Annotated in this window: 14 protein-coding genes; 8 read left to right on the top strand and 6 right to left on the bottom strand. The window is 67.3% G+C overall.

The window, feature by feature from the left end; all coding sequences use genetic code 11:
• Positions 1-21 precede the first annotated feature (21 nt).
• On the bottom strand, positions 22-900 hold the full coding sequence (locus D6850_RS16880) for a DMT family transporter (RefSeq protein ID WP_121168787.1): 879 nt from the start codon (positions 898-900) through the stop codon (positions 22-24).
• A 319-nt stretch (positions 901-1,219) separates the two neighbouring features.
• Here D6850_RS16880 and D6850_RS16885 point away from each other — a divergent pair, with 319 nt between their 5' ends.
• The 5 genes from D6850_RS16885 (at position 1,220) to D6850_RS16905 (ending at position 6,347) form a co-directional block, all read left to right on the top strand.
• A complete protein-coding gene (locus tag D6850_RS16885; protein ID WP_166434103.1) occupies positions 1,220-2,149 on the top strand; it encodes a LysM peptidoglycan-binding domain-containing protein in 930 nt (309 codons plus the stop codon).
• Positions 2,150-2,429: 280 nt separating this feature from the next.
• Complete coding sequence (locus tag D6850_RS16890; protein WP_121168789.1) at positions 2,430-3,356, top strand: complex I NDUFA9 subunit family protein; 927 nt, start codon at positions 2,430-2,432, stop codon at positions 3,354-3,356.
• 136 nt (positions 3,357-3,492) lie between these two features.
• The gene (locus D6850_RS16895) at positions 3,493-4,248 is read left to right on the top strand and encodes a Crp/Fnr family transcriptional regulator (protein WP_245964228.1); all 756 of its coding nucleotides are present in this window, start codon (positions 3,493-3,495) and stop codon (positions 4,246-4,248) included.
• Positions 4,249-4,472: 224 nt separating this feature from the next.
• Entirely contained in the window at positions 4,473-5,255 is a 783-nt protein-coding gene (locus D6850_RS16900; RefSeq protein WP_121168790.1) for a ZIP family metal transporter, read from the top strand.
• 126 nt (positions 5,256-5,381) lie between these two features.
• Complete coding sequence (locus D6850_RS16905; protein ID WP_121168791.1) at positions 5,382-6,347, top strand: YihY/virulence factor BrkB family protein; 966 nt, start codon at positions 5,382-5,384, stop codon at positions 6,345-6,347.
• 23 nt (positions 6,348-6,370) lie between these two features.
• Here D6850_RS16905 and D6850_RS16910 read toward each other — a convergent pair whose 3' ends face one another.
• Complete coding sequence (locus D6850_RS16910) at positions 6,371-7,474, bottom strand: S1C family serine protease (RefSeq protein ID WP_121168792.1); 1,104 nt, start codon at positions 7,472-7,474, stop codon at positions 6,371-6,373.
• A gap of 94 nt (positions 7,475-7,568) precedes the next feature.
• Entirely contained in the window at positions 7,569-8,207 is a 639-nt protein-coding gene (locus D6850_RS16915) for an HhH-GDP family DNA glycosylase (protein WP_121168793.1), read from the bottom strand.
• Positions 8,208-8,443: 236 nt separating this feature from the next.
• Between D6850_RS16915 and D6850_RS16920 the strand changes: the two genes are divergently transcribed.
• Positions 8,444-9,247, top strand: coding sequence for a Crp/Fnr family transcriptional regulator (locus D6850_RS16920; RefSeq protein WP_121168794.1), 804 nt, complete (start codon positions 8,444-8,446; stop codon positions 9,245-9,247).
• Positions 9,248-9,682: 435 nt separating this feature from the next.
• On the opposite strand, the gene D6850_RS16930 is transcribed toward D6850_RS16920, so the two are convergent.
• From D6850_RS16930 to D6850_RS16940, 3 genes are all read right to left on the bottom strand, one after another.
• Positions 9,683-10,324, bottom strand: a complete 642-nt coding sequence (locus tag D6850_RS16930; protein WP_121168796.1) for a BON domain-containing protein — start codon at positions 10,322-10,324, stop codon at positions 9,683-9,685.
• 115 nt (positions 10,325-10,439) lie between these two features.
• Positions 10,440-11,057 (bottom strand): hypothetical protein, encoded by a 618-nt coding sequence (locus D6850_RS16935; protein ID WP_121168797.1) that lies wholly within the window; start codon positions 11,055-11,057, stop codon positions 10,440-10,442.
• A gap of 67 nt (positions 11,058-11,124) precedes the next feature.
• Positions 11,125-11,457 carry a hypothetical protein gene (locus D6850_RS16940; RefSeq protein ID WP_121168798.1) on the bottom strand — a complete coding sequence of 111 codons (333 nt, stop codon included), beginning with the start codon at positions 11,455-11,457 and terminating at the stop codon, positions 11,125-11,127.
• 212 nt (positions 11,458-11,669) lie between these two features.
• Here D6850_RS16940 and D6850_RS16945 point away from each other — a divergent pair, with 212 nt between their 5' ends.
• Together D6850_RS16945 and D6850_RS16950 are read left to right on the top strand one after the other, a co-directional pair.
• A complete protein-coding gene (locus tag D6850_RS16945; RefSeq protein ID WP_121168799.1) occupies positions 11,670-11,900 on the top strand; it encodes a hypothetical protein in 231 nt (76 codons plus the stop codon).
• Positions 11,901-12,019: 119 nt separating this feature from the next.
• The gene (locus D6850_RS16950) at positions 12,020-12,523 is read left to right on the top strand and encodes a YciE/YciF ferroxidase family protein (protein WP_121168800.1); all 504 of its coding nucleotides are present in this window, start codon (positions 12,020-12,022) and stop codon (positions 12,521-12,523) included.
• Positions 12,524-12,556: the final 33 nt, after the last annotated feature.

The following is a 12,556-nucleotide window of genomic DNA, read 5'->3' on the forward strand; positions in this document are numbered from 1 at the left end:
CAGGGATCGCGCGGGGTGCGTCTAGCCCGGCCTCGCCTCGCGCAGGATGATGAAGATGCCGCTGCCGATGATGATCGCTGCGCCCAGCCATGTCATCGCGTCGGGCGTCTCGTTCCAAATCAGGTAGCCCAGCAGCGTCGCCCAGATCAGCGCCGTGTAGTCGAAGGGCGCGACCACCGCCGCCTCGGAGAACCGGAACGCCTCGGTAATAAGGGTCATGCCCAATGTGCCGGCCAGCGCGATGCCGATGAATAACCAGAGATCCGACAGCGCAACCGGCGTCCAGAACCAGAGGCTCGCCAGTCCCGCAAGCGCGCCCGCCGCAAGCACCTGGAAGACCATCGTGGTCCAGAGGCTTTCCTCGGCCGGAACCCAGCGCGAAGAGATCATCAGGATGGCGTAGAGAAACGCCGTTGCCAGCGGAAAGAGCGACGCGGCCTGGAATGCGTCGCCCCCCGGCCGCACCACGACAATGACGCCGACCAGCCCCACCAACACCGCCGACCAGCGCCGCCAGCCGACGGTTTCTCCCAGGAAGAGCGCCGAGATGCCGGTGATGATCACCGGCGCGGCAAAGATGAGCACGGTCGCCTCGGCCAGGCCCAGGTATCTAAGCCCGGTGAAAAACAGCGTCGCCGCGGCCAGCCAGAGCGTGCCGCGCAGCAGGTGCAGGCCGGGCCTGCGCGTGCGCATGGCGTCCCACCCGCCGAGGCGCACGGCGATGATTACGGCGAAGGGCAGCGCGATCAGGTTGCGCAGGAACAGGATCTGCACCGGTGAGTAGACGTCGGTGAGGTATTTCGCGAAGGCATCGTTGATCGCAAGGCAGGCCATGCCCAAGCACATCATGACAATGCCGCGCAGCGCGTTCGGCCCGGTAGCGATTCCCGTCCTGGACATGCGTTCCCTCCACACCCGTCACAGAGCATTCGGCCGACCGGAAGGCAATCTCTGCCCCCGATGCGGTGCGAAAAAATCGCCGTAACGTCATGGCCGCGCAGGGCATCTCCGGCGCCAGCTTCCGACGTTGGCGATCCTTTATGTCCTTCTCTTTCGCTGTCCGCCTTGCGGTTGCAGAGCGCAAGGGGCCGGAAGCCGATCGGAAGGCGGCTCGTTTCGGTGCGAATAGTGAGGTTCTACCGGCGTCTGCACTCACGAAAACAGTTGGAACACATCCTCCATGCATCTGTTGACAGGACGTGGAAAACAGGAGGACCTGATGACCTATCGAAACACGACAGCAATTTCCGTCCTGACCGCCGGGCTCGCGCTGAGTGCGGGGGCCGCGGACGCGCAAACCCGCTGCGGCGCGAGTTACGAAATGCAGCCGGGCGACACGCTCTACCAAGTGTCCCAGGCCTGCCGCGTTTCGCTTGCGCGGATCTTCGATCTCAATCCTGATATCGGCGACATAGACGACATCGCCGTCGGTACCGAGATCCGCGTGGCGTCTCGCCCGGACGGGGTTGATGACAGCGAGGCTCCCGCCCGCGATACCTATGAGGTGGAGTCGGGTGACACGCTCTTTTCAATCGCTCAGGCGGTTGGCACCTCGGTGGCGGCCCTGCTGAACGAGAATGATAACGTGAACCCCTTCGCGCTGGCGGTGGGCGAAATCCTCGACATTCCCACCGGCGACCGGCAGGCTGGGTTCCGTGTCCGTCCGCTGGCCGGTCCGCCGGGCGGTGAGGTCACCGTGCAGGCGCGCAACCTGACGCCGGGCGACTACGTCACCGTCGGCGTCGGACCGACCGCCGCAGAGTGGCGCGCCCTGCGCCAGGTCCGGGTGGCCGCGGATGGAGAGTTGCGCACCGATGTGGGCGTGCCCGACTGGGCCGACCCGGGCGACATCCTGACCTATGTGATCGACACCGACCGGGGCGTGACGCTCAAGTCGCGCGACTTCGACGTGGTCGCGCGCGACGATGTCGATGACGACCAGTCCATCGCGCTGGAAGGTCGCGTGCGCCACGGGGTCGAATGCTACACCCTGACGACGCCGGACGGCGATCTGTGGTCGCTCACCGGCGAGGAATTCACCGCCGGCGAATATGTCGAGATCGAAGGCGCCCGCGCCGACATGTCGATTTGCCAGCAGGGCATCGGAACGGTCGATGTCGACACCATCACCGAGGTACAGCCGCAGTGACCCAGCCCCCGGCCTGCGGCGCCGCGGGCCGGGACCGCTCGGATCGGAAGAAATCCTTTCGCTGATCCCGATGCGCGTCCCATGCCCCGGACTGCCGCGCATTATCCAAGACATTGAATGAATATCCCGCCCGGCCTCTGGCCGGGCGGTGTCGTCTCACCCCCACGCGACCGCGCGATTCGCGGCCCTTCGCCGATGGGCGGTGTCACAAGGCATAGCGGAACCCGGCGCCGCGCCCGGCGGTTGCACCTGATAAAGGACCTGCGTCCGGGAGGGAGCGATGCGGCAGGAACGTCTGATCACGGTTTTCGGAGGCACCGGCTTTCTGGGGTCCCGGATCGTCGCACGGCTGCTGCAGGGCGGCTGCCGGGTGCGCGTCGCGGCGCGGCATCCCGATCGCAAGCCCGACCTTCTGCGGAATGACCGGTCAGAAGCCTGTCGCGCCGATCTTCATGAACCCGCCACACTGACGGCCGCGCTGAAGGGCGCCGACGGCGCGGTCAACGCGACCAGTCTCTACGTCGAAAAGGGCGATCTGACCTATCATGCAGTGCATGTGGACGCCGCCGCCAGACTGGCCGCGCTTGCCCGGCATGCGGGGGTGCGCGCGTTTGTCCAGATGTCCGGAATCGGCGCGGACCCGGACGCGCAAGACAGCTATGTCCGCGCCCGCGGCGAGGGCGAAAGGGCCGTTCGCGCCGCCCATCCCGAGGCGGTGATCGCCCGCTCCGCCGTAATGTTCGGCGAGGGTGACGCGCTGCTGTCGACGATCCGCGACATCCTGCGCCGGTCGCCGGTCTACCCGCTCTTCGGTGCGGGCGACACGCGCCTGCAGCCGGCCTGGGTCGATGACGTGGCCGAGGCCGTCGCGCGGCTGCTTAAACCCGGTGCGCGCGCGACGCCGCATGAATTGGCCGGGGCCGACATCGTGACCTATCGCCAGCTGGTCGAGCGTGTGGCGGAAGCGACGGGATCGCGGGCGCGGACAGTGCCGGTGCCCTTCGCTCTCTGGCAACCTCTGGCCGGCCTCGCCGAACACCTGCCCGGCGCGCCGCTTACGCGCGCGCAAGTCGCATTGATGCGGATCGACAACGTCGCCTCGGGCAGCATGCCCGGGATGAGCGTGCTCGGCATCGCGCCGCGCGGCATGACCGAACAGGTCGAGCGCCGCGCCGGGACCGAAGACGGCAGCGAGGAGCAGGTCTGATGGCGTCGGTCCGCGACATTGTGCAGCCGGCTCGCCTGCCCCGGCATCCAATGATCCAAGCCCGGTTTTCCTGTTGCGGGCGCGAGCGGCCGCGTTTGGTCCCCCACACGCCTGTTCTAACGTAAAGAGTGCACAAATGACCCGCAAACTTGACTGTCCTCCTGGCCGAAACAACCTGCTTTTCACCCTGCCCGAAGCGGATCGCGCGTTGGTCGAGCCCCACCTGAAGACGGTCAAGCTGGACAAGGGCATGGCGCTCGAGCGGGCCGGCCAGCCGATCGAACGGGCCTATTTCCCGAGGTCCGGCGTCGGTTCCACCGTGGTGCAGGGCGGCAACGGCCGGCAGATCGAGGTCGGCCTGTTCGGCTGCGACGGAATGTCGGGCATCGCATCCATCCTGCAGAGCCGCTATGCCATCAACGATACCTTCATCCAGATAGAAGGCGACGGCCTTGCGATCGACGCCGACCGGCTGGCCGACCTGCTCGGGCAGAGCGCGTCGCTTCGGCGTCATCTGTCGCGCTACGTGCTGGCGATGATGGCCCAAATGGCGCAGACGGCCCTGTCGAACGCGCACAGCAAGCTGGAAGAGCGGCTCGCGGGGTGGCTCTTGATGTGCCACGACCGGTCCGGCAACGACAACCTGGCGCTGACCCATGAATTCGTCGCGCTCATGCTTGGTGTGCGGCGGGCGGGGGTGACGGTGGGCACGCACGTGCTGGAGGGCGAAGGACTGATCGAGGCGAAGCGCGGGCGGATCACCATCCTCGACCGTGCCGGCCTGGAAAAGCGGGCGCGCGATACTTACGGCGCGGCCGAAGCTGAATATGCGCGGCTCATCGGGTTTCGGGGCGCCCGCCAACGCGCCGCGCTCGCAAAGACGGATCCGTGATCGCAGCGATGACCCGTGGGCGCGCGCCGCCGGGCGGTGATGGCGGTCCGATGGCGAAGGGTATGGGTGCCCGAACGTCTTTTCGTACGGTATCGTACCGAACCGCTTGACCGGGAACGCCGCGAAAACCGTCACGTTGAACTTGCTGCGGCCGTCGCGGAGTTAAACGCGCAGACTGCCGGGCGGATCGCGTAACCATCATCTTCGGCAGGTTGAGGGAGAACATGGAAACACTTTCTCCCGTCATGCTCGGCTTTCTCGGCAGCCTCGTCGCCGGTTCGCTGACCGCGGTGGGCGCCGTGCCGGTACTGTTCGGGCGCGTCCCCTCGCGAGCGACGCGCGACCTGTCGCTGGGGTTCGCGGCGGGCGTGATGCTTGCCGCGTCGTTCTTCTCGCTCATCATTCCGGCGCTCGACGCCGCCGAACCGCGGTACGAAAGCGGCGCCGCGCCCGCGGCGATCGTCTGCGTCGCGATCCTTCTCGGGATGGGCGCGGTGGCGTTGATGAACGAACGTCTGCCGCACGAACATTTCCAGACCGGCCCTGAGGGGCCCGAGGCGGAATCGCTCCGGCGGGTCTGGCTCTTCATCATCGCGATCACGATCCACAACTTCCCCGAAGGCCTTGCCGTCGGCGTGGGCTTTGGCGCGGATGGCGTGACGGGGGGCCTGCCGCTCGCCATCGGGATCGGGCTGCAGAACGCGCCCGAGGGGCTGGCCGTGGCCGTGTCCCTGCTGGGCGAGGGTTATGGCAGGGGGCGCGCCTGGACCATCGCCGCGCTCACCGGCGCGGCCGAACCGGTGGGCGGCCTTCTCGGCGCGGGGATCATCACGCTGTCCGAGCCGCTCCTGCCTTGGGGGCTGGCCTTCGCGGCCGGCGCCATGCTCTATGTCATCAGCCACGAGATCATCCCCGAAACGCACCGGCGCGGGCATCAGAAACGCGCCACGCTCGGCCTGTCGGTCGGGCTGGTGCTGATGCTCTTCCTCGATGTCTGGCTGGGGTGACGGGGCTGCGGCCGGCGCGGCGAAACCTCTCGGGCCTTTGGCACGTTCCATGTCGGCGGTACGCTGGATGCGGCGGGGCGGGTATGATGCCTCGCGCGACCGCGATGAAACCGCGCGGAGTGGGCGATGAAGGAAAGACCCGATCATGAAACGGCGCGCGATGCTGTCCTGACCCACGGCATCCTGATCGAGCGCCCCGAGGACCTGCTGCATGGCAGCGGGTGGCGCGTCGGTTGGGCGGTGCTGCGCGAAGCCAGCCTGCGGCTCTGGAGCGACGACGCGTTCGGCCTGGCCGGGAACGTGGCCTTTCGCGCGCTGCTTGCGGTGTTCCCTTTTCTGGTCTTCACAAGTTCGCTGACGGCGTTCATCGGCGACCGCTCGATGGCCAGCGGGCTCATCGACTTCCTGATCGCGATCGTGCCGCCCGCATTGATCGACCCGATCGTGTCCGAGGTCGAAAGGGTGGTGACCGTGCAGCGCGGCGGGATACTGAGCCTCGGCATCCTGCTGACGGTGTGGTTCGCCATCGGCGGCGTCGACGGCGTGCGCATGGGGCTCAACCGCGCCTACGGGATCCGCGAATTCCGCTCGGCCTTCGTGCAATACGCGGTGATGGTCGGCATGGTCGTCCTGACCAGCCTCGTGCTGGTGCTGGTGGGTTACCTGCTTGTCGTGGCGCCGCGCGCCGGGTCGTGGCTGCACATGCTGGTGCCGGGGTTCGAACCCGCCTCGGTCACGATCCGGCTGATCCGCTACCCGGCGGCGGCGCTCATCCTGATTGCCGCACTCCTCGCGGCGCACCGGTTCCTGCCGGCCCGGCGCACCCGGCTGGCGACCATCTGGCCCGGCGTGCTGTTCACCACCATCGCATGGGCGTTCCTCGCCGCGGCCTTTTCCTACTACCTCGCCAATTTCGCGACCTATGCCAGCTACTATGCCGGGCTGGCCGGGATCATCGCGGCCCTCTATTTCATGTATCTCGCGGCGCTGGTCCTGATCTTCGGAGGAGAGCTGAACCGCGCGCTCAGGATCCGGAGCCTCGCGCAGGCGATGAGCCGCGGCGCCGCCAACAAGGAGCGGCCCGAGGCGTGACATGCCGGCGCCGCGGGCCGCGCTCACAAGCGCGGCTCGGCGAGAACGGCGGAAAGCTCGACCTCGTCACCGTCGCGGCGCACCAGGATCGTGACGGTGTCGCCGGGTGAATGGGCGTCGAGCGCGCTCTCGAGGTCGGCGGACGTGGCGATGGCGCGGCCATTGATGCCGATGATGACGTCGCCGGGGACGAGCCGCCCGTCGGCGCCCTCGCGCGCGGCGCGCAGGCCGGCCGCCTCGGCGGGCGAACCCGTCGTGACCCCGAGCACGAGCACGCCCTCCAGCCCCTGCGTCGCGGCGAGCCGGTTGATCCGGTCCTCATGCCGCACGCCAAGGAACGGCGGGCGGTAGGTTCCCGTCGCGACAAGCTGCGGCACCACCCGGTTGACCGTATCGACCGGCACGGCAAAGCCGATGCCCGCGCTGGTCCCGGACGGGCTGAAGATGGCGGTGTTCACCCCGATCAGCCGCCCGGCGCTGTCGATCAGCGGCCCGCCGGAATTGCCGGGATTGATCGCGGCGTCGGTCTGGATGAGCCCTTCGATCGTCCCGCCCCGCGTCGGGATCTCGCGGTCGAGCGCCGAGACGATCCCGGTGGTCAGCGTCCAGTCCAGCCCGAACGGGTTGCCGATGGCGAACACCGACTGGCCGACCCGGAGCGGGCCGCTTTCCCCTATGGGCAGCGGCGGCGGGGTGCGCGACCCGGCATCGACGCGCAGCACCGCCAGGTCATGCGCGGGCGCCGTCCCCACCAGCGTGGCGCCGAACAGGCGACCATCGGCAAGGCGCACCCGCGCCCCGGACGCGCCGGCGATGACATGGTTGTTCGTGACGATATGGCCCCGGTCGTCCCAGACGAATCCCGACCCCGTCCCGCGCGGCACGTCGACCGCGCGCCGCGACCACGGGTCGAGCACGCGCTCCTCGGTCGTGATCGACACGACCGAACCGCGCGTCGCCTCGAATAGCGCGATCGTGGTTTCCTCGCGCGGGGCAAGATCGCCGCGCGGCGCGATGGGGCGCGGCGCCGGATCGGGGCGGAGCGTGTCGAGCAGGAGGAACGCCACGGCGCCCGCTGCAAGAACACCGAAGAGAAACGCGCTCAGGCGGCCAGCGTCTCGGAACATACCGATCCTTTCCCGTTCATCCTTGCCGCCCTGACGCTCCCGGCGATCCCGTCAGTCGGGCGGCAGGCCTGCATGATCCGTAACCGGATCACCCTCACCCTTTCAATGCCGCCTCGTCCTTTGACAGGTCAGTGCGGACCAGCGCCGCGACGAGGCGCGGGAAATCGGCCTCGCCGACGCGTCCGGCAAGGCCTTTCGCCGTTTTCGGAAGTCCCAGTTTCGCGGCCGTCTGCAGGGCCTTCTTGTCGGCGAAGGGGTGCAGTTCGGGCCATGCCACCTGCACTTCGCGAAAGAAGATGTCGGCCCCCACGTCCCCGAGGCCATTGAACGTCTTCAGCCGCCGGCGCATTTCGTCGGCATCCCGGTCCGCCGCCTCGCGCAGCTTCCGCAAATCGCCGTCATACTCCTCGCGCAGCGTTTCCGCCGCTTCGCCGAGGTTCCGGCTGTAGCTTTCGTCGAAACGCTTGTAGCCGTTCGCTGTCAGCACGTCGACGCGGTCCTGCCAGCTTGCCGCGGCCATCTTGTCCGCCGTGGTCAGCCCCGCGTCGGTCAGCGCCCGTGCCGCCTGCGTCGCGTTGTCGGTGCTGATCCGCGCGGAATAGAGGATCGCGGCGACGAGCCAGCGGAACAGCGGGCTCGGCGTGTTCTTCGCGATGTCGATGCCCAACTCGTCGCAATAGGTGCGCCCGTGCCGGTCGAGCAGCCGGTCGATTATCGTGTCGCTGTCTGCCATATCTTCACCGCTGCGCCGCGTGACGCCGCCCGGCGGTTGACCTCCTGATCCGACGCGCCGCTTCTCATAACGCTTTCGGGCAGCTTCTCATGATCGCGATCATCGGCATTAAAGCGCTTTAACATCGTCGCACATCCCTCGCAGGGGATGCAGGCGCCGACAGACGCGCGCCGATTCGTGATCGTGCGGTTGTGCACGGAACCCGGCGCGGCCGGCGGTGTTGAACTGCCAACCTCATGAAACATGGTGACGCGCACATGAACTGCCTGGACCCGATCGATCGGGCGTCGCCCCACACGTCCCTCGCCGCTGCGGTGAAGGCGGCTTTGCGGGAATGCGATGCGCATCCGGTCGCCTTCGAGAAGGATGTCGATATCCGGCACGAGGGCGACCGGCCGGATTTCGTCTATCTCGTCAAATCGGGCTGGTTGTGTTCCTACGGGGTCCTCGCCGACGGGCAACGCCAGCTGCTTTGTTTGCACATGGCCGGGGATATCGCCGGCCTGTCCGACCTGGGCGGCTCTCGGGCGCTGTTTTCACTGCGCAGCCTGCGGGCGTCGGTGGTCTATCCGATCCCGGTGGCGGCGCTGACCTCACCGGCCTTCGTGACGCCCGCCGTGACCGCGTTCCTATTGCGCAAATCCGCCGAGACGCAGGCGCTTATCATGCGCACACTGGTGGCGGTTGGCCGCATGGGGGCGCGTGAGCGGATCATCTGGCTGCTGCTGATGCTGCGCGACCGCAATGGCGGCGCCTCTGCAAGCGATGGCATCGAGGTGCCGCTCAACCAGTCCGAACTCGGCGATCTGGTCGGGCTGTCCAATGTCTCGGTCAGCAAGACCCTCTGCCAGCTTTCCGACGAAGGCTTCATCGAACGCAAGGGCGGCAGGGTGCTGCTTCGCCGTCCGGCCGAAATGGAGCGTATCATCGGTCATGAGCCGATGGGGTTCACGCCGCATCTGTCCGGGGACAGCGAACCGGCCCACGGCGTCGGCGACATGACATGGCGCGCGGCAGGGCCGCTGGGCCAACACGATTGACCTCGGTCGGACAGCCGGGCCGCATTAGGTCCGCGCGGAGGCTACGCCGATCAGCGTAGCCTCCTGCCCCGTAACCAGCCGGAAAACATACCGTTTACCATCTCTCGGGAAACCTGACGGTCACCGAGCCTTCAAAATTACCCGCCTTCCGTCCGGCGCGGGCGCCACAATCTGCAGGTTGAAACCTCGCCCCGCAGACCGTTCTGCTATGCTCGACGTCGGGGAGGGACTTTGCACGATCGTCGGGCGCTTGTCAGAATCATCCACTCCGACCGCTGCACGGTCCGAAATCTTCGCACCGGTTTCATTAAAACACTTTAAGACATCTGCCGAGACGCAGAGATGGGATGACGCCGCAAGAGAGGCGGCGACCGGGCCGGGGTACCGGGGCGCCGTCGCGCCCCAGCAACCCTTGTTGATCGCCGCGGGCTTCTCTTACGACCGCGCCCCGGCCTCAACGGGCTGAACGCGCAGATTGTTCTGGACATGCTGAACGCCCGATACCGAGTCGACGCAATCTTCGGCGCCGCGCTTGGCGCGGCGCGAATCCACCGTACCGTCAAGCGTCACCTCACGGTCCTGCACGGAAACGGAGATCTCGGTCGCGTCGACCACTGCATCGTCGGTCAGCCGGTCGTGCACGTCTTCCTCGATGCGCGCATCGGAACGGACATAGCCCTTCGGCCCGCGACCGCGGTGATCCGCCTCGCGGCGCGCCTCTGCGGCCTCGTCTCCGAACCACGACGCGATCTCGTCGCCCGCGCGGTCGAACATGTCGCGTTCCCGCCGGTCCTGCGGCGGCATTCCGCGCCGACCCCCGCCCCAATGCGGCGGCGCGCTCGGGCCATAGCCGGCCTCGGGCATCGCGTAGGGATCGTAATTCGCGCCGGGATAGGGCGGCGGCAGGTAGGGCCAGCCGTAGCCCGCGCCGAACAGCGCGCCGCGGGCATCGCCGCCCGGTTCGCGCCAGGCGCGTTCATCCTCGCGTGGATATTCATGGCGCTCGCGCGGGTGATTGCGCCGGGCAAGTTCCGCGCGCGCCTCCTCTTCCGTCATCTGATCAAGTCGCCTTGCCATGTCGATCCTCCTTTCCTCTGCCGGCCGAATTGACCGGCGGTCGTATGAGAAAAACAGACGCGGCCCGGAAAATGTTCCTGCGTCCCGGCTACCGAAGCGCCGCCAGGGGCCGCTTTCAGCGGTCCAGCTTCTCCTTCAGCTCGCGCTCGATTTGGCGCCGGCCCCACCATGAACGGATCTGTTTCGCATAAAGCGTGCGCGGAACGACCCGCCGGCCCCCGTCGTCTGCGGATAGATCGAATTCCCGCCGCGCCGCGACGACGCTCGAGGTGGCGGCGGTGATGGCCGCGACGCGGATCTCGATGCTTTCGGTCTGATCGCCGGTCGGCGCATCGGGGTTGCTGTTGTGCGCCCGGCTCAGCAGGTCGTCGAGGCTGCCGATATCCACGTATCCACCGCTGTCGAGCGGCCCCTGAAGCGTGGAATCGTAGGTCGACGCCAGGTCGTGTTCATCGATCTCGTTGCGGTCGATGACAGATGCCTCGCCCCGGACTTCCGAGGATTGCAGGGTGAGCATGATCTCGAGGATGTAGATGCTCTCGAACCCGAGATTGCTGACGAAAATGCGCGGGTTCGCGCGGCTGGTCCCGCCGGTATAGATCAGGATTTCGCTCTGCCGCTGGCGGCGGAAGCTCGACACGAAGATTTGAAGGTAGACGATCCAGATGAAGGCGGTGACGATGCCGCCCGCCGCCTGGATCGACGCAGAATGCTCGCTCAGCCAAGACCACATCACGCGCTTTCCTTCTTCGGGGCCACACCTGCCGCACGCCTCGCCGCGTGGGTGCCTCCCCAAGGCATCATGACACGATGACCCACACGAGGATCAACGCCAACAGCGCCAGCGCGACGACCGCCGCGACCGCCATCCACGCACCGCGCCGCGAACCGGACCCGCCGGCGCTGACCGGACGCGGACCTTGCGCCGATTCTGCGCTGTCGGGACGCGCGTCGACCTCGTGGCGGCGCGCGGTGCGCACTTCCTCGCTGCCGGGGGTGGCGCCCCCGGCCTCGGCGTCGGTGCCGAGAGGCGCGGCCGCGGGATCGGGAAACCCGACCTTGTCGCCGGCCTTTCCGCTGTCGATGTCCTCGCGAAGCCTCGCGGCGTGCTCGGGGTCCTTCTTGTCGCTCAAGGCGGCTCTCCTATCGTCGGGCGCGGCGGCAGGGTCCGCCGCGGTTCCCTTCCGAAACCTCCGCGTCACGGATAGGTTCCGGCAGAGCGGACCGGGTGGATGTGGTCGGAACCGTACAGTCCGCGGCGCCGGAGCGCATTGCGCGGACATCTGCGGAACCGGGGTGACGGGTAACGGGTTGCGTCGACACCACGTTGCTGAGGAGCCCGGCCATGCGCGCGCGACAAGTTGCTGCATTCTCGTTCGGCTTCCTACTGGCCGCGCTGTTCTTCGGCGCGTCCCGGCGAAGCCCTTTCCCCTCCGCCACGCCGGCGAAACCGGACGGAAACCGCGTCCGCGTCGCCGGCCGGCGCGAAATGGCCGACCCGCCGCGACACTGGGACGAGGTCGACGAGGCCGTGGACGAATCCTTTCCGGCCAGCGATCCCCCCGCGAACTACTAGGCTTCCTTACGCGCGGAACGCAGTACGGGAACGCACCCAAAGCGCCATTGCGGAACTCAGCCCTGCCGGCAGTGTTCGCCTCTTACTACTTGCACTGATCAGTAAAAGGGAGGCTTCAGATGGCCCTGTTCTCAAAAGACATCCAGACCATTAACGACCTGTTCGTTCATACGCTTCAGGATATCTACTACGCCGAGAAGAAAATCGAGAAAGCCCTGCCCAAGATGATCGAGAAGGCCTCGGCCGGTCCCTTGAAAGATGGGTTCTCGGAGCATCTCGAAGAGACGCACGGTCACGTGTCCCGTCTTGAGCGGGTGTTCGAGATGCACGGCGAGACACCGAAGACCGTGACCTGCCCCGCAATCGACGGGATCGTGAAAGAAGCGGAAGACATCTCCGGCGAGATCACGGATGCCGAGGTGCTCGACGCCGCGCTCGCAGCCGCCGCGCAGGCCGTCGAACATTACGAGATCGCCCGCTATGGCGCGCTCGTCGCATGGGCGCGGGAGCTTGGGCGCGATGATTGTGCGCAGGTGCTCGAAGAAACGCTCTCCGAGGAGAAGGCCGCCGACTCCAAACTGACGGAGCTCGCGGAACAGCGGCTGAACCGGAAGGCCGCATAGCAGGCGCATGATCTGTAGCCGCCGCGCCTTTCG

The organism is Roseovarius spongiae, from assembly GCF_003651245.1.
In the GTDB taxonomy this organism is placed as follows: Bacteria; Pseudomonadota; Alphaproteobacteria; order Rhodobacterales; family Rhodobacteraceae; genus Roseovarius; species Roseovarius spongiae.